Annotated in this window: 24 protein-coding genes and 2 pseudogenes; 13 read left to right on the forward strand and 13 right to left on the reverse strand. The window is 47.4% G+C overall.

What is annotated here, in order from left to right; translation table 11 throughout:
• Positions 1-187 (forward strand): hypothetical protein (locus FVR03_RS24545; RefSeq protein ID WP_187270235.1); only part of this gene is annotated, 187 nt, incomplete at its 5' end.
• Here FVR03_RS24545 and FVR03_RS20230 read toward each other — a convergent pair.
• Positions 184-519: a helix-turn-helix domain-containing protein gene (locus FVR03_RS20230; protein ID WP_147923596.1), complete on the reverse strand. Its 336-nt coding sequence runs from the start codon at positions 517-519 to the stop codon at positions 184-186. The two genes, FVR03_RS24545 and FVR03_RS20230, sit on opposite strands and share 4 nt — an antisense overlap.
• An 86-nt stretch (positions 520-605) precedes the next feature.
• Positions 606-1,571, reverse strand: coding sequence for a hypothetical protein (locus tag FVR03_RS20235; protein WP_147923597.1), 966 nt, complete (start codon positions 1,569-1,571; stop codon positions 606-608).
• 671 nt (positions 1,572-2,242) lie between these two features.
• Here FVR03_RS20235 and FVR03_RS20240 point away from each other — a divergent pair.
• The 4 genes and pseudogenes from FVR03_RS20240 to FVR03_RS20255 all read left to right on the forward strand — a co-directional run bounded on the left by FVR03_RS20240 (position 2,243) and on the right by FVR03_RS20255 (position 5,658).
• Positions 2,243-2,695: a helix-turn-helix domain-containing protein gene (locus FVR03_RS20240; RefSeq protein ID WP_187270236.1), complete on the forward strand. Its 453-nt coding sequence runs from the start codon at positions 2,243-2,245 to the stop codon at positions 2,693-2,695.
• Between the two features lie 91 nt (positions 2,696-2,786).
• Positions 2,787-3,284 (forward strand): annotated as a pseudogene (locus FVR03_RS20245) (transposase); the annotation flags it as partial.
• A 1,084-nt stretch (positions 3,285-4,368) separates the two neighbouring features.
• Positions 4,369-5,157, forward strand: coding sequence for an alpha/beta fold hydrolase (locus FVR03_RS20250; protein WP_147923600.1), 789 nt, complete (start codon positions 4,369-4,371; stop codon positions 5,155-5,157).
• An 84-nt stretch (positions 5,158-5,241) separates the two neighbouring features.
• Positions 5,242-5,658, forward strand: coding sequence for a hypothetical protein (locus FVR03_RS20255; RefSeq protein WP_147923601.1), 417 nt, complete (start codon positions 5,242-5,244; stop codon positions 5,656-5,658).
• A gap of 315 nt (positions 5,659-5,973) precedes the next feature.
• Here the strand turns inward: FVR03_RS20255 and FVR03_RS24770 are convergent, their stop codons facing one another.
• The 3 genes from FVR03_RS24770 to FVR03_RS20265 are packed head-to-tail and all read right to left on the reverse strand — an operon-like array spanning position 5,974 to position 6,778.
• Positions 5,974-6,234 carry a hypothetical protein gene (locus FVR03_RS24770; RefSeq protein ID WP_222707282.1) on the reverse strand — a complete coding sequence of 87 codons (261 nt, stop codon included), beginning with the start codon at positions 6,232-6,234 and terminating at the stop codon, positions 5,974-5,976.
• Positions 6,235-6,247: 13 nt separating this feature from the next.
• Positions 6,248-6,475, reverse strand: coding sequence for a hypothetical protein (locus FVR03_RS24775; protein ID WP_222707283.1), 228 nt, complete (start codon positions 6,473-6,475; stop codon positions 6,248-6,250).
• A gap of 6 nt (positions 6,476-6,481) precedes the next feature.
• Positions 6,482-6,778: a hypothetical protein gene (locus FVR03_RS20265; RefSeq protein WP_147923603.1), complete on the reverse strand. Its 297-nt coding sequence runs from the start codon at positions 6,776-6,778 to the stop codon at positions 6,482-6,484.
• Positions 6,779-7,122: 344 nt separating this feature from the next.
• Here FVR03_RS20265 and FVR03_RS20270 point away from each other — a divergent pair, with 344 nt between their 5' ends.
• From FVR03_RS20270 to FVR03_RS20280, 3 genes are all read left to right on the forward strand, one after another.
• Entirely contained in the window at positions 7,123-8,196 is a 1,074-nt protein-coding gene (locus tag FVR03_RS20270) for a sensor histidine kinase (RefSeq protein WP_147923604.1), read from the forward strand.
• Positions 8,197-8,813: 617 nt separating this feature from the next.
• The gene (locus tag FVR03_RS20275; protein ID WP_147923605.1) at positions 8,814-9,065 is read left to right on the forward strand and encodes a hypothetical protein; all 252 of its coding nucleotides are present in this window, start codon (positions 8,814-8,816) and stop codon (positions 9,063-9,065) included.
• Between the two features lie 84 nt (positions 9,066-9,149).
• Positions 9,150-9,362, forward strand: a complete 213-nt coding sequence (locus FVR03_RS20280) for a hypothetical protein (protein WP_147923606.1) — start codon at positions 9,150-9,152, stop codon at positions 9,360-9,362.
• 290 nt (positions 9,363-9,652) lie between these two features.
• On the opposite strand, the gene FVR03_RS20285 is transcribed toward FVR03_RS20280, so the two are convergent.
• Positions 9,653-10,075, reverse strand: a complete 423-nt coding sequence (locus FVR03_RS20285; RefSeq protein WP_147923607.1) for a hypothetical protein — start codon at positions 10,073-10,075, stop codon at positions 9,653-9,655.
• 436 nt (positions 10,076-10,511) lie between these two features.
• Between FVR03_RS20285 and FVR03_RS20290 the strand changes: the two genes are divergently transcribed.
• A complete protein-coding gene (locus FVR03_RS20290; RefSeq protein ID WP_147923608.1) occupies positions 10,512-11,606 on the forward strand; it encodes a PAS domain-containing sensor histidine kinase in 1,095 nt (364 codons plus the stop codon).
• A 215-nt stretch (positions 11,607-11,821) separates the two neighbouring features.
• On the opposite strand, the gene FVR03_RS20295 is transcribed toward FVR03_RS20290, so the two are convergent.
• Entirely contained in the window at positions 11,822-12,211 is a 390-nt protein-coding gene (locus tag FVR03_RS20295) for a response regulator (protein ID WP_147923609.1), read from the reverse strand.
• 443 nt (positions 12,212-12,654) lie between these two features.
• Here FVR03_RS20295 and FVR03_RS20300 point away from each other — a divergent pair, with 443 nt between their 5' ends.
• Positions 12,655-13,188, forward strand: a complete 534-nt coding sequence (locus FVR03_RS20300; RefSeq protein ID WP_255474322.1) for a hypothetical protein — start codon at positions 12,655-12,657, stop codon at positions 13,186-13,188.
• Between the two features lie 267 nt (positions 13,189-13,455).
• Here FVR03_RS20300 and FVR03_RS20305 read toward each other — a convergent pair whose 3' ends face one another.
• From FVR03_RS20305 to FVR03_RS20330, 6 genes are all read right to left on the reverse strand, one after another.
• On the reverse strand, positions 13,456-13,800 hold the full coding sequence (locus FVR03_RS20305; RefSeq protein ID WP_147923610.1) for a hypothetical protein: 345 nt from the start codon (positions 13,798-13,800) through the stop codon (positions 13,456-13,458).
• A 476-nt stretch (positions 13,801-14,276) separates the two neighbouring features.
• Positions 14,277-14,459: a heme NO-binding domain-containing protein gene (locus FVR03_RS20310; RefSeq protein ID WP_255474323.1), complete on the reverse strand. Its 183-nt coding sequence runs from the start codon at positions 14,457-14,459 to the stop codon at positions 14,277-14,279.
• Positions 14,460-14,548: 89 nt separating this feature from the next.
• Positions 14,549-14,848, reverse strand: coding sequence for a heme NO-binding domain-containing protein (locus FVR03_RS20315; protein WP_147923612.1), 300 nt, complete (start codon positions 14,846-14,848; stop codon positions 14,549-14,551).
• Positions 14,849-14,977: 129 nt separating this feature from the next.
• Entirely contained in the window at positions 14,978-15,349 is a 372-nt protein-coding gene (locus FVR03_RS20320) for a VOC family protein (protein WP_147923613.1), read from the reverse strand.
• 595 nt (positions 15,350-15,944) lie between these two features.
• On the reverse strand, positions 15,945-16,898 hold the full coding sequence (locus tag FVR03_RS20325) for an IS3 family transposase (RefSeq protein WP_147923614.1): 954 nt from the start codon (positions 16,896-16,898) through the stop codon (positions 15,945-15,947).
• Positions 16,889-17,302: a helix-turn-helix domain-containing protein gene (locus FVR03_RS20330; protein WP_255474324.1), complete on the reverse strand. Its 414-nt coding sequence runs from the start codon at positions 17,300-17,302 to the stop codon at positions 16,889-16,891. Before FVR03_RS20330 ends, FVR03_RS20325 begins: the two co-directional genes overlap by 10 nt.
• 67 nt (positions 17,303-17,369) lie before the next feature.
• Between FVR03_RS20330 and FVR03_RS20335 the strand changes: the two are divergent.
• The 3 genes and pseudogenes from FVR03_RS20335 to FVR03_RS20345 all read left to right on the forward strand — a co-directional run.
• A pseudogene (locus FVR03_RS20335) lies at positions 17,370-18,236 on the forward strand (IS3 family transposase); the annotation flags it as partial.
• Between the two features lie 144 nt (positions 18,237-18,380).
• Positions 18,381-20,186 carry a hypothetical protein gene (locus FVR03_RS24780; RefSeq protein WP_222707284.1) on the forward strand — a complete coding sequence of 602 codons (1,806 nt, stop codon included), beginning with the start codon at positions 18,381-18,383 and terminating at the stop codon, positions 20,184-20,186.
• A gap of 123 nt (positions 20,187-20,309) precedes the next feature.
• Positions 20,310-21,206 (forward strand): HNH endonuclease, encoded by an 897-nt coding sequence (locus FVR03_RS20345; RefSeq protein WP_187270237.1) that lies wholly within the window; start codon positions 20,310-20,312, stop codon positions 21,204-21,206.
• The last annotated feature ends 279 nt before the right edge of the window (positions 21,207-21,485 follow it).

The raw sequence follows: 21,485 nt of genomic DNA on the forward strand, positions 1-21,485 counted from the left end.
TGACCTGCTGGCGCGAGAGGTCCTGGCGCAGGGTCTCGGCCGACCAGGGGACCCACAGCTCGGTGAAGTCGCCCTGCAGGGTAGGCTGCCGGCAGCGCTTGTAGTAGGAGGTCTGGACCCGGATGTAGCTCTCCGGGCTGCCCAGGGGGTAGTGCTTGTTTTCCATGGCAGGCAGATAACCGATTAGCGCTTCCTGCCGTTGTTACCTGCCTTTTGCACGGCCTCCTGCCGAATTTCGGAGACGGTTTTCCGGCGTCCCTCCCGGACCCATTCCTCCAGCTCGCTCTTGCGGAAGTAGAGGCGCTTGCCCCGCTTGCTGAAGGGCACCTCCCGGCCGCTGACCTTGGTGTAGAGAGTAGCCACGGAGAGGTGGAGGAAGGCGGCGGCCTGGGAGACGTTGAGCAGGAGCTCCCTTTCCTGTGGGGGCTGTTGCTCAACTAGCAGTCGCTCGATGCGGTTCATTTTCTCGTGCAGCAGGCGCAGGGCCTGGGGCAGTTGCTCGAAGGTGAAGTGTTCCATGGCAGCGTGTGTTTTGATTTATGCTGCAATGGTAGGGGCTTGTTTGGATGGGCTGCAAGAGGGCAGTCTCGCTTCCTACCTGTTTCCTACGGGATGATATAGTTTTTCTGGGTGCGCAGGACGGGGAAGACGGCGTAGGTGCCGTCGGTTTGTTTCCGCACATCCAGGATAGGGGACTGGCAGGGCTTGGCGTTGGAGGAGATGAGGGCGGCCAGGTAATTGGGCGGCAGGGTTCGCTGCTGCCTGCGGTAGACGTAGGCGAAGTGCCGGGAGATCCAGGCCTCCAGCTCGCCTTTGAGGCAGCCGACGAGGAGGTTGGATTCGTAGAGCTGCTTGAAGGCATCGGCCAGCTGGTTGCCGTTCCCGTGGAAGAGCAGGGGGGAGGTGACACCTGTGTTTTCCAGCAGGAGGGGCAGGAGTTGCTGCTGGTCCTCGAGGCTGAAGTAGCCCTTGAGGATCTCGAAGAGCCTTTCGGCTACCCCATCCACGAAGCGAGGGTAGGCTGCCACAGGTTTGGCAGGAACGGGGGCATCCACTACTGGCACCTGCTCCTCATTGGCGGGAAGCAGCGATCTTACATGCAGGAGGAGGTTGGCCAGCAGGGATTCCCGGAGCTTGACCGACTCGCTCAGGTCATCTGCAAACTCCTCACAAACCGCTATGTCAGCATGCGCGGGCTGCAAGTTGTGTGTGACAAAAAGGAAAGGCAGGCGCAGATTGTACAGGTAGGCAGGCGGGTAGTCCTGCCCATAGCCCGGAACGTGGTTGTGGAAGCGGACCCAGAAGGACTTGAACCGTTTTTCAATTTCGGTTAGCTGCTCCAGGACGAGTTGCAGCTGCGAGTGGCGGAGAGGAAGCAGGTCCAGGGCGGCTGTTTCAGAGAGGAGCCGGAGCTTGCTCTCGAATACAGCGGCATCATCGTAGTGCGTCTCGTGCCGTAGGTCGTAGCCGGTCACTTCCTTGTAGTCGAACGGACCCACATACACTTTCCTTTGGATCAGGCGGAGCTCGAAGGTCTGCAGGCGGGTCAGGAATTTCTTCAGGTGCTTCATGGTGTCGGCTATTTCAGGGTGACCATCTGTACGTAACATCCTGCAGCTACTCCTCCTTCCCAGCTTGGGGGTGAGAAGTTTAGGATCTCATCTTGCCAGGAAAATTCTCTCCTTATCTTCTAGCAAGTACTTGGAATAGGACCAGCTGAGGGGAAAGAAGGTTGTTTCAGTTAGTTAATATAAACACCAGAAATCGGAAGTGCAAGCTATGCCATCATAGAAGGCTGCCGCGTACACGTTTTAGGTGGGAGCGGCGGCCTTTTTTAATTCCTTAGCCTCAAAGAGTACAAGTGCATTGTTAACGGAGACCTTGCGTGCCTGATTTGCTGTTGGAGGAGTGTTTAGGACAAAGGTTAAGAGCAGGAATGGACGTTAGGCTTGATGCTGTTTGATGGGCGATTTGAACGAAGGAGGTTCTCCTGTCTGCCTCGCTTACCTTCCAAGTTAGCTTTTCACTAAACCCGTTGCAAAGCAATTACATGAAATTTGATTTGATAAAAGGCATTTATAAAAAGCAAAATCTTTGTTTCCAGCATGTTTATTATCCCGGAAACGGTTTTCATTTAAACGAAGGATTAAATGAAATTCAATAAGCAGCAGTAGTGACTAAATTCCTTAGCAAGAGGAAGGGTAGGGGACCATCTCATACCATTATTGACTGACTTTTACGTATGTCTTACTTTGAAGACATGGCAAGCATAATTTATCAGGAGTTCATCAAAGAAGGAGTAGATGAGCTTCTCGGGCTGGAGAAGGAGCAGAAGCAGGCACGTATCAGGGACCGCGTGCGCTTTATCCGCCTGCTCAAGGAAGGCACCGCCCGGACCCAGCAACAGGCAGGTGCGTTGGTAGGGCTCAAGCTCCGGCAGAGCCAGCTGCTGTGGAAGCAGTATCGCAGCCAGGGACTTTCTTCCCTTCTGGAGAATCATTACAAAGGCAGCTGGGCCAAGCTCGACAGCAACCAGCAGGCCCGCCTGCTGCAGCGCCTGGACCAGGACGATGTCACCACCCAAAAACAGCTGATCCAGTGGCTGGAGCAGGAGATGGGCATTCACTACTCCCAATCCGGCCTTCGATGCTGCTCGCCCGCCTCAAGGTCAAGCTCAAAACGGGCCGCCCGGTGAATGTGCGCAAGGATGAGGCCGGGGAAATGGCCTTTAAAAAAACTTTACACAACTAAGCAGTCCCTACGGCACTGGCACCTATTTCACCGATGAGATGCGCTATGGCACGCGCACCCATTCGCGCCGCCGCTGGTCCAGACAAGGCAGAAGGCCCTGCTGCCAACTACGGCTGGGCTATGAGTGGGCTTACCTGTACGTGGCCCTCTGCCCCTTCACCGGCGACGTGTTCGCCATGCTGCTGCCCCACCTGGACAAAGCCGGCTTCGGGGTGTTCCTCCGGGAGCTGGAGCTTCACCTCAGGGAGAAAGGCGCAGGTCCCGTCCTGCTCATCGGAGACGGGGCCGCCGCCCACACGGCCCAGCCCTGGGAGCAGTACGGGCTGGACTGGCAGCGGCTGCCTACCGCCTGCCCAGAGCTCAACCCGGTGGAGCGCTTCTTTGAGGAACTCCGCAAGTGGACAGCCAATCAGGTCTTTGCTGACCTACAGCAGATAGAGAAACTGCTTGAGAGCCTGGTCAGAGGATACATGCAACAACCTGAAGCGGTAAAGCAGCTCACTCTTTTTCCTTACATAGCTAAATGCGTATGAATCACCTAATAATGGTATCATTCTGTTAATTGGTGATTGTTATGTGATTAATTCACATTGATTAAAATGCTTTGCACAGATGGCTCCCCAAAGTAATTTGTGCTGGATAGTATATTCACATTGAATTTCCTACTAAACATAAAAGGTTTTATCAGCACCAAGGGCAGTTAATAACCAATATTAGTACCGCCCTATGTCCTGCTGCCGATTGCCGAGGAGCAACTTCTCCTGGGATTGGGGTGCAATCGAAGGTCTTGCCATATGCTCTGTGCCTTTCTTTTACCATCCATCTGCTGGAGCAGGGGGCAGCGTTGCGTTCATTCATGAGAATATGCTTCAGTGACTGGCTTGAATGAAGAAAGGCTCCTTTCAATAGGGAGCCTTTCTGTACTGACCTGTTATGAGAAGCAGGTAAACCTTTAGCCGTATGAATATACACATTCTAGCATTCGAATGCTTAGGAATTTATTTTAATAACACAACGCATAATAATCTCCCTTATCGCCTATCGTAACTATTGTAGGAGGAGATCGCTATCAAACTTCTTTTTAAGGATCGGTGAAGACAGAAGTGCAAGGAGGAGCAGTAGGGCTAAGCTGAAGCACAGCCACTTGATTCAGCTGGTGGTAAAGGCCCTGATAAGATATGTACAGCGCGGCTGCTAAAAATAAATAGTCTAATATATGGGCTTTATTGAAAGACACGATCTTTACTTATTTGGAGGCTATGTGTCACCCTGTTCACTCTCTGCTAATATTGAGACCATGCAACATGCGTCAACTGTACCACTTACCACCTAGACATGGCAGACTAGAACTGCTTGAAAAATGGGCTCTTGCCTTAAAGTATCATCACATTTAAATCGCATCCTCTGTAAGAAGACATACTTCTGGCCACATTCCAAGCCTTTATGCTTAACTTTAGCTCAAAGCTGTGGTTTCACAGTGGGAGGCCACCTTCTGTCTCCTTCTATGTTCAACTCAGGTTTCTGGGTGAGCCTTGCCCTCTGCGGAGCGGCTTAACCATAGCCTAGGGTCAGGCATCACCCATGGGCAAACAATCAAGGTCACTATACGCAACGCACATGGAAACACTAAAGAAGCACAATGTAACTATTACCGGGAAAGGGCTCAAGCCCATGCTGTTTGCTCACGGCTATGGCTGTGACCAGAACATGTGGCGCTACATAACACCGGCCTTTGAGCAGGAATATAAGCTGGTGCTCTTCGACCATATCGGGTTCGGCGGTTCCGATGCCGCTGCCTATTCCAAGCAAAAGTACTCCTCCCTGCAGGCCTATGCAGCCGATGTGTTGGAAATCTGCCGAGCGCTGGACCTGCAGGATGTGATCTTTGTGGGGCACTCTGTCAGTGCCATGATAGGGGTGTTGGCCTCCAACATGGAGCCGACGCGATTCTCGAAGCTGGTGCTCGTCAGCCCCTCCCCTTGCTTCATCAATGACGGGGACTATATCGGCGGGTTCTCCCGGCGGGACATCGACAGCTTGCTGCGTACGCTTGAGAGCGACTACCTGGGCTGGGCGAACACCATGGCGCCCGTTATCATGGGCAACCCGGAGCGGCCTGCCTTAGGCCAGGAGCTGGCGGGGAGCTTCTGCAGGAGCAACAGGGAGGTTGCCGCCGACTTCGCCCGCATCACCTTCCTTTCCGACAACCGCCAGGACCTGCCGCTGGTCACGGCCGACACCCTGATCTTGCAATGCTCGGAAGACCCCATAGCTCCTTTATCCGTAGGAGAGTTTACGCACCGACGTATAGCCGGCAGCAAGCTAGTCGTCCTGGAGGCTACCGGCCACTGCCCGAACCTGAGTGCCCCGGGGGAGACTGTGGCAGCCATGAAGGGCTTTCTGTAGAACACCGTGCGCTTCCGGCAGAGGATACGGCCAGCGCTGGTTGCAGCGGGAGGCAGGGCACCCACCAAAGATATATGAATACTGTTGATAGATTATAGAGAACTTAAGAAGGCAAATGGCTTCAACTTCTTTGAAGCCAGGAGGATGGATGAGCATGGTTACATAGCCGTCAACTGGATAGGCCTGCAATCGCTGGAGACCATCGTCATGGGCGGAAATCTGGTCCTGTCCATGCTAAGGGAGAGGCCTTGCCAGGGGATCCTGAACAGTAACAGGGAGCTGATCGGCCCCTGGGACGTGGCCGTCAACTGGCTGGTCTTTAGATGGTCCCCGCAGGCGAAGGCCCTGGGGGTCAAACACTACGCCCATGTCCTCTCCCCCGGAATCTATGGGCAGCGCTCTTATGAGCTGTTCTCGAATACGGTCACAGGTGAGTTTAAGCTAAAGTCCTTCGAGGACGAGGAGCGAGCAGGAGAATGGCTCCAAAGAATGGCGCTCTAGCCTTTCCCTGCAGGGAAACGACAGAAAGGTTCTCCTCTAACACCTCAAGTGTTGCTGGGCATCGTCACTTCCTGCAACCGGGTGCCGGGGAAAACGGATTGCTGCAGCGGCTCCGTCCCGGAATTTGGTGGTTTATCAGCAGGCAGCCTGGTACAGGTACGGCATCCTGCACCCAGAACGCACCTATAACTGCCGATAGTGAGAAGCATAAAAGCGGAGGCATTTTATCGTTAAGCGTTTAAAAAGCTTTTGGGTGCAGACCTTAGACACGCTGCCTGCTAAGTAACCGTATCGGTGCAGTCGATCCTCCCGCCTTCAACCCAGGCGTAGCTGTGCAAGGGAGGCATAGGCCTTTCTCCCGCTTATGTCGGGGATGATGCTGAGCTCCAGCGCCTTTACCCCGATGAGTTCCACCGCATAGTCCTCCAATTCCTCGGTGCCGTGCTGCGGGCTGAAGTTGTACTGCTGCCGGATGATCTGCCGGTAAGCCTCATCACCGGCACATTGCCAGCGCAGCAGGAACTCCTGGGTTCGCTCCTGCCCCCTGACGCGGAAGAGAAGCCGGATGCGGCTCACCCGCTGCGGCGCGTCAAATACGAGCCGTATCGTCTGCTCGCCCGGCTGCGCTGCTAACCACCCCTCTCCGTCCACGGCTGTGTCCGTGAGGGCCCGCTCGACGGGGTGTGCCTGCTCCTCGGAGGAGACCTCTACCTGTGCCAGTTGTTCCAGGTCCAGCCACCCCTGCCGCAGGGGAGAGGTGGTTCGGGTTTGCTGATGGGTCATCTTTTTGCGCATAGATTTTTCTTTTTATGTCCATGGGAAATCAACGTGCGGCGGTCACAGACAGAAGCTGGGCCTTCTGGTAAGTCAGGCGCGCCTGATTCTGTATAAGGGGAGGGCAGATCGAGGTGGTCACGTGGATGGACTGCCTTTGCAAGCAGAGGAACTCCTCCTCGGAGATTTCTGCCATTGTGGCGTCACAGATACGGTAGGAGCTGTCCGCAAAGGCCTCGTCTGTTTTCACGATGGCTTCCCCGATGCTCTTTGCTGCTACAGTGACCCACAGTCCCGCATCGTCACTGTCCCCTCTTATCAGCTTTAACTTGAAGTACCCCAACATCTTGATTTTTTAATAGCACCCTATTCTATACGCATAAGAAAGGGGATAAAACCAAGTATTTAAAGTGCATAAATACTGAAATCAATCCGTATTCATCCGTATTCCCAGCTAGGAGATACGGATGAATACGGGACAGTTCTGCTTGCCACTGCCTTTCTACAGCAGGTAACATACGCAATGAGCGCAAGGCTGTTGCCACAGTAGCGGGTTCGCTACCTGCAGTTACCTGTTTCGGTCATCATCAGGAAAAACTCGCGTTGAACAGTTACTCATTCAGATTTAAAGTGAATAACGCTACTGTATTGGTACCTTTACAGAATAAAACTTGATAAAAGTCACTAGGCATGGGAGACCCATCTACAAAGACAGGTAAACTTGAGAAGCTCATGGAGCTGAACGATGAGCTTGAGAACTACTTCAACAACACCATTATCCCGCAGCTCTTCGTGGATGCCGACATGGTCCTGCGCAAGTTCACACCCGCGGCCATGAAGCACTTCAAGCTCTCAGCTGACGACGTGGGCAGGCACATAGACGAGGTGTCCAACAACATCCGCTTCCCTACCATCGTCGAGAACATCAGCGAGGTGATCGAGAGCAGCCAGGACCTGGAGAAGGAGATCCAGACGACCGACAAGGTATGGTATCAGATGAATATCCTGCCCTACATCATTAAGAAGGAAAACAGGACGAACGGCGTCATCATCACCTTCATCGACATCAATGACCGCATCCAGATCCTGAAGGGGTACGAGAAGCTCAACAGGAATTACGAGAATATTATCCACTCCATCTCCCACGACATCAAAGGACCGCTCTCCAACATAGAGGGCCTGATAAGCATACTTAGAGAAACTCCAAAGAGCGAGGAGGACAACAGGCAGATCATCGACATGCTCAGCGAGTCGGTGGTCAACCTGCGCAGGACGGTGGAGGAGCTCGTTGACATCGAGAACGACACGGCATTTGCCAAGGAGCCTGAGCGTGTGAACTTTGAGAATGTGATCGAGGACGCCAAGCTCGCCCTCAGGGATAAGATAGCGGAAACCCAGGCTAAGGTCAGCACCCAGATTAGGGAAGCGGAGGTCAGCTTCTCCCGGAAGAATGTCCGGAGCATCGTCTACAACCTGCTCTCCAACGCCCTCAAGTACAGAAACCCGGCTGGCGAGCCTGCGATTACCATCACCACAGAGAAGGCGGGGGAGTACATCCTGCTGCGGGTCCGTGACAACGGTGTGGGCATAGCGGAGGACAAGCAGCAGGCGATCTTTAACCGCTACACCAGGCTGCATGATAATGTGGAGGGCACCGGTATTGGGCTCTTCATCGTCAAAGGCATGGTAGAGGACATGGGCGGCAGGATAGAGGTGGAGAGTAGGGTGGGGGAAGGGACCACTTTTACAGTGTACTTCAGATAGCCGGGATGGGCGGCATGAAAGGCGGTGCGTCCTATCAGTCCGTAGCTAGTAAAACAGAAATAGCCATCTGGTTCAGGTAGTCGCGGCCTGTTGCCTTACGTTGTTTTGGCTGGCAATAGGATACGGGGTGAAGAGCGCTTCTCGGCAGGTTCTAAAAAGGAAAAGGGTAGCCACAGACTACCCTATCATACCGACTGACAACTAATCCAAGACTATGAGAATCAACTTTGGCTAAAAGTTTAAAGACAGACACGGGGGCGAACGCATTGATTCCATCTTTAGCGGAAGAATACAACTTATTTTAATAATGCTATGGACTTGCCTTAAAAGTACATTTTAATTGGTGCCATTGATTTTAGCTTTTGAATCGATAGGGTAGCTACTGGCGACATAGCTCAACTGCCGGTATTGGATAATTGACCTGCCCCGGAAAGAGGCCTGTCCGCTGGGACTGGCGCAAAAAGAATGGACAGGAAAATTTAATATGCTTTATGAGTATACCAAGAAGTATTTGTTCCATGATTCATTATCCTTGCTATATCGGTCTTTTTAAAGAGGCAGGCGCTGCGAGAGAAAGGCCAGTGAAGAGGTAAGCGCCAATGCCGCACCCTGTATCTATGAAGCAAACTCAGATTTTTCAGAATGAATACGCCCGGCTAGAGACAGGCTGTGCCAACAGTGTGTTCCTCCAGCTCACTTGGCTGCAGCACGCCAGCGGAGAGTCTTTCAGGCAGGTGATGGAGACGGTGCTGCGACACGCGCGGGCACAAGGGCTACGCCTTATCATGTCGCATAACTTTTTCTTTAAAAGTGCCTCCTTTGACTCAAGAACTACTTTTTTCCTAGTGGTGTTCATTTGGGTCAGTTAAACAGCCCTACACAAAGCTTGGAAAGAGCCTGAAATTTAACCTTTCCTAAAAAAGGGCCTTTACTGACTCCTTTCGACTAAAGTTATGCGACAAGATAAAGGGCTCCGCTTGTGGCTAATTGACATGCGCAAGACCCATTATACCACTATAACGGATCAGCTCTGGACAGTGAAAGAATTCCTGCCAGCCTTGGACCTCCGGCTACAGTACCGCACGGCCTGCGTCGTGAGCCTGCATAGCCTGGATCTGATACCGGAATCATGCTTCAGGAGGCACTCCAGCAGAACCCTGCGATGACGGGAGGGATGGAGCTGGAGGTGTTTCAGGACATGGAGGAGGCAAAGTCCTGGCTGCTTCCGTAGTTTCCGTTCAGCCCATGATGGCCGGTCTACCTTCTATAGCGTATTTTCCTCCTTGCCTGGAGTTACCCCTCATATTGGGCTGTATAAGCTGGTAGAGACCTACACCAGGAAAAAGCGCCAATTAGCTGTTGTTGCTGTTGTGAAGCAGTATAGAGCTGGAATCAAGAAGCTGCTTTCTCCTTTGCAGCTGTCCCAGGCCATTACTGTCCCAAAAGATCATATGCTTCATGAGTTTTCCTGCACTAGTAGCCAGCTTAAAGCCTCAGGTTTGCCTGTGAAGGTTTTCACAGTGATAGAAGTGCCCAATTTTTGTGTGGCCTCAGCAGTAACCTGAAGTACTCTCTTCTCATGGGCAAGCCTGGAAGAATTCACGCGGGCTATTCTCTCTAAACGAGTTTTCATCAGGTTAGCGAGAAACTGGCCTACTATTCCTTTGTATTCCTCATCCTCTATCTGATCTACCAGGACCCTGCTTGAATCCAGCAGGAGCCTTTTGATATGGTAGTTTTGGATGTTTTCCGCCACGATCTCCAGGGAGCGCTTCAACTCAGCTACTCCAATCTCCATGACATTGGGTAGCTCCACATTCAAAATGTCTGTGGAAGGATTGTAATCGAGCGACATAAACCCATTTTGATAGATAATCATATAGAGAAGTTTTAAGGACAAAGTTAATCTAAATTTTAATTCAGCTTGTCTAGAAAGAGAGCGGTTGTGCTGTGTCGGTCAGAAAGAGGAGCCACTCAGAAGCATCATACTTTTACTAGCAATGCAAAAGCAATAGCTGTGCGACCGGAGACTGTCAGGAACAGCTATTGTAAGACCTTGCCTTTTGTTACCAATTGTTGCTTCCCCGGAATTAGGTGCTTTCTTGAGGTGTAAAATATCTGCTCTGCCAATGGCTGATAAGCCAAATTATGTTAAACAAAGTTTATATTTATAGCTGACCCAGTACTTAACCCGGCTACTCCGGCCCTTAAGCCCTGGCTTCAGGTTCGGCTTTAATTTTGTAGCACGACAACCAACTATATTCGATGGCATGAGTATAAGATGCTTATTTTAAAAAGATGCGTTAAGCCGAATAATGATGATTAAGAAACCCTTAGAATCCTATTTTCCAAAGATTGTTGCAGAAGTCAAGGGGTTTGCCATTTTCATGATGGATGAAAATGGCGTCATCCTAACCTGGAATATAGGCTGCGAGCTGATGAAGGGCTACAAGCCTGAAGAGGCGATAGGGCAAAACTATGAAATCCTTTTTCCTGGCTTTTTGAGAGACGAGGGCATGCCTGAAAATGAAATAAAAATCGCTGGGAATGCTGGCAGGTACGAGACGGAGAATTGGAGAAGAACCAAGACAGGGGAGCTGTTCTGGGCCTATGTGGTACTGACAAAGATCACTGATGAGGCCGGTAACCTGGTTGGCTATGTTAAAATCACGCAGGACCAGTCAGAGAAAAAGAAGCTCCACGACCAGCTGTACAGCAAGATTGAAGAATTGAAGAAAATGAATACAGAGCTAGACAACTTTGCTTATACTGCCTCTCATGATCTTAAGGCCCCAATAAATAACATAGAGGCGCTTGCCTCCGTGCTTAAAGAAAGTCTGGAAAGCAATGAAAACAATAAGTTGATGTTTCATCTTGTTGATTTGATGCGTCAGTCAGCCTTAAAGTTCAAGGATGTTATTACAGATATGGCCAGATCGGCCCAGGAAGAAACCGAAAGCTATTCCTACCAGTCATTTGAGGATGTGGTAGCTGATATCAAACTTTTCTTAAACAGGGACATAGAGAGCACCCAAGCTATTTTTCACGAAGATTATTCCGAAGCTCCCTTTATCAGATACCCGACTAAGCATATCCGCAGCATTTTGCTGAACCTGATCACAAATGCCATCAAGTACAGGTTGCCCCACAGAAAGCCTGAGATCAGGATAAAAACAACCTTAACAGAGGGGTATACCTTACTGGAAGTGGCAGACAACGGCTCGGGTATAAAAGAGGAGCACCATAAAAGGATATTTGCCATGCATCAGAGAGTGGATGATAATAACGGTGAAGAAGGTACGGGAGTTGGTTTAGGCTTGGTTGCCAAAATAGTGGATGGCAACTACGGGAAAATTGAACTGGAAAGTAAGGAAGGAGAAGGAAGTACTTTCAAAATTTTTCTTAGATAAAGTAGTGTCGGGTTCTATTAGCAATACTTGACACAAGACTGTACTTTTTTGGCATGCCGAGCAGTGAGAGCCTATAGGAGCGCCGGCTTCCCGGCACACAACAGATTCTTGTTATAAAAAGCCATTGCTAAACATAGCCTGTCTGATAATTTGCCTTTGAATAAAGAGCTGTTTGATGTTGAAATGTACAGAAAGCGACAATCGGTCGGCACCCGTTATAGAAACCTGGATAGCTTCTCTATGGTAAGGGGCTTTTCGACATAATCAACCACCGGATAGCTTTTTGCCCTTATCCTATCCAGATAATGTGTAGAGCTGCTAAGCACTACAATCCTAATGGCGGTGGCACTCAAGTCAGCGGATTGCTGAAGCGCCTCTAAAAACTCAAAGCCGTCCATTACGGGCATGTTGATGTCCAGCAGAATTAATTCCGGGCAGTGCTCTTCCTTGCATAGTTCTCTTACTATAGCCAAGGCTTCCTCACCGTTCCTGGCTACCAATAAATCTACTTCTAGCCCAGATTGCTTCAGGAGCCTTCCTGTTATATAAACAGTGGCGTCATCATCGTCCACAAGTAATACCCTTTGTACTTTAAGCTTCACCATTCTTGTTGTATCTCTAGCTCAAGTATCCTATACGGGATTGCTGCGCTAAGTATTGCCTCCCGCGAAAGTACCAAAACCGGCACCCCCTCCAGGAGGCTGGAAATGGGGTTTTTCTGATAACGGCTCTTATGTCAAATAGTGTTACTAGTTTCCACTATGCATCATGGGATTCAACCGCTGCGTCATATATTGACTGCTCAATTCGCGGCTACAGGCCATATGCACGTTCTCCACTATAGCATCCCGAGACACAGACGATAAACAATAAGGAAAGCACATAACTCCTTTTCCTTTATCCGTACATATAGAGCTATGTTTGGAGTAAATGACATCCCGAAATTCTTCTTGGCCTTCTTCCTGGTGCTTCCGGTTATTTCTTTTCTGCACGAAGCGGGGCATGTGTTCTTCGCCTGGCTGATGGGAGGCAGAAACATTCGGGTGCCATGCTCTTCCGCTTGGGGATGCTGGAAGTGCGCAAATACTATTTTTTGTACGGCCTCTGCACCTTCGACAACCTGAGGCGCAATCATCGCTTTGCCAATATCCTTATCTTCTCCGGAGGAGCGTTGTTTAACGCTTTGGCAGCGGTGGCAGTGGTTTGTCTTGTTGAGAACAACATGCTGGAGGCGGGGATGCTTACGTACCAGTTTACCTATTTCTCCCAGTACTATATCTTTTTTGCACTGCTCCCCATGCCCTACCCAGACGGCAACTACAGCGACGGGAAGGTCATACTTAATTTAGTCACGAACAAAGAACAGGCAGCGGTGAGGACGTACCATGTGCAGTGGAGTGAGGAAGAGCAGCAATGGTGCGTGCTGGACCACAACCAAGAGCTTGTAGAGGCCTTCGCCGATGAAGCGCAGGCGCTCGCAAAAGCACATGAAGTGGCGCAGAGTTGCCGCCCTAGCCGCCTGCTGAGCAGTAAGGGCGGCAAGGAGACAGAGATTTTCAATTACCCCAGGGTGCCGCTGTAACGCTGTTACGCTTACACTACCGTGATGTGAAGCAGAAAATCTATCTTTCCGGTCGTCTTCCTTTAGTATAGGTTAACAAATAGTCATCCCAGGAAACGCCGATTTTATGTTACAAGCTTGAGCAGCAACTGCTTGCTGTTGCTGCTCAAGCTGCTGCCCCGGCATGCTGGAACAGTGTAAAAACCGGTTAAAATAGCTGTTACAGGTAAAGCTGCGCCTGTTGGAGCATCGCATCAGCTATCGTGAACTGTTCTTAAACTTCCGGAATTACATACATACATGGCCTGGCTCTCCGTGTGGAGGATTGTTAGCCGGAGCCACAGCTTTACGTGCCTGGGGAGAAAACTGCGGCGATGCAGCGTTCAGGTTTGGCTGCGGCGGCGCACTCAGGGGCGCACCTACCGCTATGTCGCAGCGGTGGTTTGGCTGCCCGTGTTCCGGGTTTTTCGCAACTGAAGCAGGCTGTATAGCTGGTGCGGAGGCGGCAGGCGCAGTTGTAACCGGAGCAGGTGCTGTAGTTACAGCATCCTTATATTTTGCGTTCTCACCACCAGAGCAACTAAGGAGTGAAATGGCAGCTGCGGACAGTAAAAGCGTTGAAATGGTTTTCATATAAAATCAGATTTATTTTTTCAGCTGCCCCCCTGCATTTGCTTCCTAGGTTGCTGGCGCTGTTATTAAATTAAATTCCGGAGACATCCGATGCAGAGGTCGGTGTATCAGGCAACAATATAATAAGCTTTACGGTTCCGGCAATTCATGGACGGTCAAGGTAAGGTAGGATTAACAATTGGGCAACATTTTTTAGCACAGGTCACCCGCTGCCCCATCCCAAGAAATGGCAGTATTTCGATACCTGTAGGAGCAGTGGTTGCCTCTCGTTACTAACCGTTGCTTTTCGTTGTCAATCGTTGCCAAAGGGGGCTGCTTATATGCCCCAGGAAGAGGCAAGAATAGTATCTTCTGACACACTCTGATACACTGCTCCATTGCTCCCCAGTATCCCAGAAAATTCGGATTTCTTAAGATCCAGAAAGCTGACGAGCCAATTTTGGGTGAAGTAAGTCTATATTAGTTTTGAAACAGTCCTACAGGAACTGGACCCGGATCTGCACCCGCTTGGCGTCAGGCTCCGTGGCCGGAAGCACACTGACCTTCTCGCCCTCGTCAAAGTAGCTGGCAAGCCCTTTGATGATGCCGATGGCAAAGCCGGCCATCCTTCTTTTGGAGTGGTAGTCGATGATGAGCATATTCCTGCCCACCTGGGACACGTGAAGGGGGGCGGGTTTGTCTCATGGTTCTCCCGCTTGATGCCCCCGTGCATGTGCGAACCGATGTGCAGCAGCATCTCGTACGTTCTTCAGGAGGGGTCCACGAAGCGCTTGAAAACCAGCAGCAGGTCCGGCACCAGGAACTTACCGAGCCTCTCCTGGAAAGCATGGTGAGGCACACCTGTCTTACGAGCGGCGGCGGACATGATCGTAAATAGCTCCTCAATGGGGTATACCTCGTTCATCTGGTAAGGCGCGGTATGCCGTTCTTGCATACCTTCCTTCTCCAGGATATACACCCAGGTGTTGTAATTATGCGTGGACTCCACGAACCGCTTCAGAAATACGAAGATCGACCCATGCATCTTATCCCCTCCAAAAGAATTCATCCTGTATTGTCGTATGGTGAATGTTTCTAATCAGCACAACTCAAATATAGCACTTTCCGGCAATTAGAAAATCTGTCCTCGGAAACCAGTGATTTGATGAGATGTAATTAGGGCTTTACCGATGGCTAATTAAACATGCTGGTCTAGCAGAATAGAATTCCCATCTGGGTCCAGAATAATGAAACTTGCAGGACCTGAAGTAGTTTCATCAGCTTCGCTCTCGATCTTAATGCCTTTTTTCTTGAGTTGTTGCTGAACTTGTCTAATGTCATCAAATGATTCTATTTTGTTGGCATTCTCATCCCAGCCGGGATTGAATGTCAAGATGTTGTTCTCAAACATTCCGTGGAACAGTCCGATGAGGGCGTTCTCATTTTTCATTACCAGATAATTTTTCTCAAGATCCCCTGCAAAAACTTGAAACCCAAGATTCTCATAGAATTGCTTTGAAGCTTTGATATCCTTAACGCTAAGACTTACTGAAAATGCTCCTAATTTCATTTCATTTCATTTTTAATGGTTTGAAAATTCAAATTCCTGTTTCACTTTAATATATGCTATTTATCCAACATAATTAGCAAGCCAAGATTCTATTTTAGGATAGGGCAGCTTGTCTTGTCCTGATATAGGTTTACAAATTTGCAATCTCTTGAAACGCCGGTTAAATGAGATCCGGGATCAGCTGATTCGATTAGAGCATGTGGCTATTCCTCTACACATCTTAGGTTTAGGATCTATACATTGCGTAGGCACTGCGTAGGCAGAACGTAGGGTTTGCGTAGGCTGTCGCGTAGGCAGGTGGTAGGTGTCCCAACAGTATCAAAGGGAGGTTCCATACGCTATCATTTCTTCTAAAAACAACCAAAAAAGCATCAAAACCACGTACAATAGCCATTAGTGGTGTTGCTAGTGCACAACAGCTGCTCCTATGATTTGCTCTCATGCGTAGGCACTGCGTATGCTGCGCGTAGGCAGTGCGTATGCTGTCGGAGATCCAGTCAGACACTGTTCGTTGATATTTTAATCTCATAATACGGCCATTTAATGAGAGATAGTTGCTGATGACCCGTCCTGAAAAGTGTTGACCGATTTGTTGTTAATCCTTACTTAAATTGACCACTACAGGTTCATCCTGTTTTTCATTGTCCGCATAAGTTGACAATACTTTTTTCTTAAAGTAGTTTTTCCATCTCCTCCGCAGTTGTCCTGTCTGCCGATGTGCCTGTTCCGGAGAGAGCATGTCACAGCTCAGGTGAGGACGTTTATAGTTGTAGAGGAAGACGGCTTGCTCCAGTACTGCCTGTCCCTGCGCCAGAAAGTATACCTGCTGGTGATGCAGGTACTCCTGCTTGAGGATGCCGTTTACCCGCTCAGCTATCGGGTTCTCCAGAGGATCTCCATTTTCCGTCATACTGATCTGGACGCTGTAGGATTCCAGTACCTCAACGTACTCTTTACTGCAGTACTGGATGCCCCGGTCGGAGTGGTGGATCAGGTGCTTGCCACTTCTCGTGTCTATATGCTCTAAAGCCATGAGAAGGGCCTCTTTGCTGTGAACGGCCGCCAGTGTTTCAGCCACTGCATAGCCCATGATCCTTCTTGAGTAACTGTCTGTCACCAAAGAGATATAGAGACAGGCGTAAGGAGTAAACCAATAGGTGATATCACTTACCCATACCTGGTTAACCCGCTCCACCAGCAGCTCCCGGATCAGGTTGGGGTACTTGCGGAACCGGTGACGGGAAAAAGTAGTCACCGCTTTGCGTCTGCGCCTTCGGATAAGCATCCCACGCTCAGAGAGCAGATTAAAAAAAGCATCTCTACCTACTTTTACTCCCCTTTTGTCTAGTTCAGGCTGAAGCAGCTGGTACAGTTTCCTGCCCCCGATGCGGGGATGATCCTGACGCACTTGCTTAACTAGTTCTATTACCTGCTCCTCGTAGTTTACCTGTTTGCCTTGCCTCTGCCAATACTGATAATAGCCCTGGCGGGTGAACCCAAGCAATCTTTCCAGCTCCCGAATATGTACGTGTGGGTAGTTTAGCTGCATGAACCGGATTGCCTGGTAGCGGACTTTTTTTCGATGTCAATACCCAGCTCCTGCTCTGCAATCTTAAGGAGGGTGGAATAGTAGAGCGCCTTGAATTTAGATGCCTCCAACTCCTGCTCTAAAGCCTGCAGTTTCGTCTGCAGCTCCATGATTTGAGCAGTTGCCTCTTCAGGCTGGGGAGCGGATGCCTTTTTCTTTCTGGGGGACGGCTTAACAGGGACTTTATCCTTAATCGACAAGTGTTCCTGTTCTACCTTATCCAGCCAGTGTTTGACTGTATCACGGTTGACCTCAAACTTGGCAGCCGCTTGCTTGATGTTGAGCAGGCCACGGTGAATCTCTTCCACCATTTGACGCATCGTAAGCTCATGATCCTGCATACGTAGCTTTGAAAGTTGTTCCATAAATTAAGCATTTTATGGTCAACATTTTTCCGGACAAGACACAAACAGATGCTGCAGGTGTACTGCGAAAAAAGCTTTAAAGCCAGCTCAGTTGAAGGGGCTGGCTTTAAGATTGACGGATGATTACCGGGTTTCTATTGTTAGAGCTTGCAGTGTAGTGCGGTTCCATCGCTCGGGCTGGTACTACTGCTCCAAGGCAAGAGATAGCTCCGTGATTCGAAAGCGGATGCAGGAGATAGCTCAGGTGCGGATCCAATACGGCTTCCGGCGTATCTTTATCCTGCTCCGGCGGGAAGGCTGGAAAGACAAACACAAGCGTGTACATCGCCTCTACAAAGAGGAAGGGCTGAATCTGAGGACCAAGCGCCCGAGAAGGAACAAGGCTGCAGCCCACCGGCTGGAGCGGCCTGAGCTCTCCAGTAATCAGGAGTGCTGGAGTATGGATTTTGTGGCTGATCAGCTCTTCGATGGCCGTAAACTTCGCTGCTTAACGATAGTGGATAATTATAGCCGCCAATGCCCGGATATCTTGGTGGGACAGTCCCTGAAGGGAGAAGACGTGGTAGCTGCCTTGGAAAAGCTGAAACAGGAAAACAATCTGGTGCCTCAGCGTATACAAGTAGACAATGGGAGTGAGTTTATCTCTAGGGCGTTGGATAAGTGGGCGTATGACAACAAGGTAATACTGGACTTCTCCAGGCCCGGAAAACCTACAGATAACGCCTTTATCGAGTCTTTCAACGGTAGCTTCAGGGACGAGTGCCTGAACACCATCTGGTTCTTGTCACTAGAGGATGCCAGGGAGAAAATCGAAGCCTGGAGACAAGAATACAACCACTTCCGTCCCCATAGTTCACTAGGTGACAAGACACCGAATGAGTGGGTGGAACATAATATAGTGAAACCCGAATCCTCTACTTTTGACCAGGCCTAAAAATGGGAGGAGCTCAGGGAGGTCAAAAATAAGAGGTTTATATGTAGTATATTGTTAGTATAATTTATACATAGATAATAATTAGTTGGTTTAATATCTATGCTATGTCCAATAGTTGTGTGTAATTAATAGTAATGAAATTCTGTGCATCGTAATATAAGAATCGAACTTCCAGATCCTGCAAGGTTCATTGAGGCAATGAATAGAAATGAATTGTTTCAAATTGATGGGGAGTTTATCTGTGACTTCGGATATGATACAGACCCTTTTGCAGATTACGAACCAAAAGAAAATTATCCTAAGTGCTGTGAATATCATAGTTCATTAGAAAGAAATATAACAGACTGGTTTAACAAATTTCCTGATTGCTGCGATGACCATAAGATACTCAAAGCGAAATCTTGGTTTAAAAAAGAAGAGTTTGATTATGTACCTAATAAGATCATTAATCAAATTTCACTTACCGAAAATTTTATTGCTCAAAAGATGAATGAGCCAAATTGGTATAAAGAGGTTACTGATTATTTATCTTATAATTTTGAGAGTTTTGGAACACCAGGTGTCGGTTCACATCTTTATTTCTCCTATGTACAACATTGGATTTTAAATATTAAGCCAATAGAGTTTGAATACCCAAACTGGAAGCGTAGTCAGTTGAAAGATTTTTTAAAAAAGGTTTCGGATAATACTGAAAGAACAAATACGGATATAAACAACTTAAAATCTACACTTGATAAGTGGCTTAAAACTTTTCCTTCTATTAGTTATTTTGAAAGAGTAAAAAGGCAAGTTAAAAGTAAAACACCGTTTGGGATCGTCCTTTACGAACCATCCTTCAATAGATTTTCAGGATTGACTAAATTTAAAATTAAGACAGAGGTTGAACTAGTTGAAATATTAATCAATACAACTAAGAGTTTATTGCTATCATTTAACACTCCTGAATTACTACAAAAAGGAATCATTTCTGATGCCAAGAAACATCAATTAGACTTAATCGGTGAAGCTCATTCAATTAAACAAACTGAGTTACTTATTGAGTACAACAGAACTGAGATTAAGTATGTTAAAATCATTAAAAAATGGCTTAAAAATGAAAAAGATTATTTTGATAAAATAACGCCACTAATTCAAAATTTAAAACCCATGCCTCAAAGCTTCGCCATTGAAAAAAGAAATACTTTCGACAAAGATTATTTAAAAGTATTTGTTAAAGATAAATCCAAAATTGAACAAGTTGCTTCGATATTGTCTTCACTTGATTCAATTCGAACGGCTAATATTACAGAAAACAAAGAACGGGACATTACTGTGTATCCAGCTAATATGTATGATATTAGCGAAGTTGAGCAAGAGGTTAATGCGAATTTAAAATCGTATTTCGAAACCGGAGAATTGGACCCTGTTTTTGAAGAGCAAATATCACTTCTTAGTAACAAAGGATACAGTGACATCTTAAATCACATTTATGTTTTTGGCAGAAATTTAGAGAAACTAAAAAATTTGCATGACAAGTTTGATGAAGAGGGTTTTAGGGAATACTTTCTCCCTTATCTTAATGCAATTTCAAAAAACCATTCGGCAACAGGCGAAACTTTTAATAAAATAGGAAAAACAGATATTTTAATCCAGGATCGTAGTGGTCTAAATGTTTTTATAGCGGAATGTAAGTTATGGAAGGGAGAAGGTGAATTGCTAAAGGCTATTGATCAACTGTTTGACAGATATGTAACTTGGCGTGATGAAAAGGTAGCGTTAATTATCTTCAATAAAGACATAAAAGGATTCTCTGAATTATTAACTAAAGCGACCTATAAAATAAAAGAACACAAACAATTTAACAGCTATATAGGTCAACGTTTTGATTCCTCATTTAGCTATACATTTAAGCATTCTGATGATTCAAAAAAAATTGTACAGTTAGAATTAATAATATTTAATTGCAAATAGTTACATAATGCGTAAAAGCCATACTTTGCTCGCGTCTCGTTCGCCTTTTATACAAATAATTGGCGGTCATGCTACAATCTCATCATGTTGATAAGATCTACTTATCCCATAAATAACGAAGCATTGCGAGATTTAGAAACCTTAGCAAGTGAATACGACATTCTAGTTTCAACTGAAGTTGATTATAACGAGTCTCATACCAAAAACTATCTGAAAGACGCTGTTGGTAAAAAATGTCGCTTTTGTAATAAAGGATTTCCTGAGGTAAAATTCAACTCTGTTGCTCATGCTATTCCTGAGTTTACTGGAAATAAAAGCCTAATTGCAACATTTGAATGTGATAACTGCAATCAATATTTCAGTAAATTTGAAAATGAATTTGCAAACTTCATGCTTCCATACAACGCATTAGGAGGTGTAAAGAAGAAAGGAAATAAATTTCCGAAATACAAACAGGATATTATTGTTTATCATCCAATAGAAAACTATATTCACATTGATAATTTTCCCCAAGAGCTTCATCCAGATACCAATGGGTTTGATTTGATATTAGATACTCCAAGCTACATACCTAATTTTATTTACAGAAGCCTTATAAAAATTGGCCTAACATTAATTCCAGAAAATACTATTGGAAAATACCAGGATGTATTAACATGGCTCATGGACATGTCAAGCGACACAATATTTCCAGCAAGCATGTTCTTTTCAATATTTCCTTTTAGGAACCCATCTAGCAAGATTCGGTGTGTTCTTTTTACAAGAAAAGAGTCAATCAATAGAGAAATTCCTAGAACTCTATTAGTATTAAGTTATCAAAACTTTTCCTTCCAGACATTTTTTCCTGTACCATTTTCTGAGAATAAAGGCAAACTAATACCTTTCCCTGTGGCAATTCCAACATCTCTTGATCTAAATCTAAATCTAGCTCAAGAAGTAGCACATAAACTGATTGACTTAAGCAAAATAGAGAGAATAAAGGGAGAGAAGGCACAGTTCAATATTAAATCATTAGACTAAAGCACGAGCTGCTGCGCAACCCATTGTTCGGGACACAGCTCCAACCTAAAAGCAACGGGTTTTAACTCAAAATAACCATATTGCAAGCCATTTGTAACAATACAAAAGGCCGAACTTATAGGACGGCCTTTTAATAAATTGAGACTGTAAACGGAACTGTGTCAAAGCTATAAAATTATTAACTTAGCTTAAGCATAGTCACCATGGAAAAGAAATTTGATTTCGAGGCTTTTCAGCAAGAAGCCATTGCGGGCCTGTATGCAGGTAAATCTTTAACAG

The sequence above is a fragment of the Pontibacter qinzhouensis genome (assembly GCF_008017455.1).
Classification (GTDB): domain Bacteria; phylum Bacteroidota; class Bacteroidia; order Cytophagales; family Hymenobacteraceae; genus Pontibacter; species Pontibacter qinzhouensis.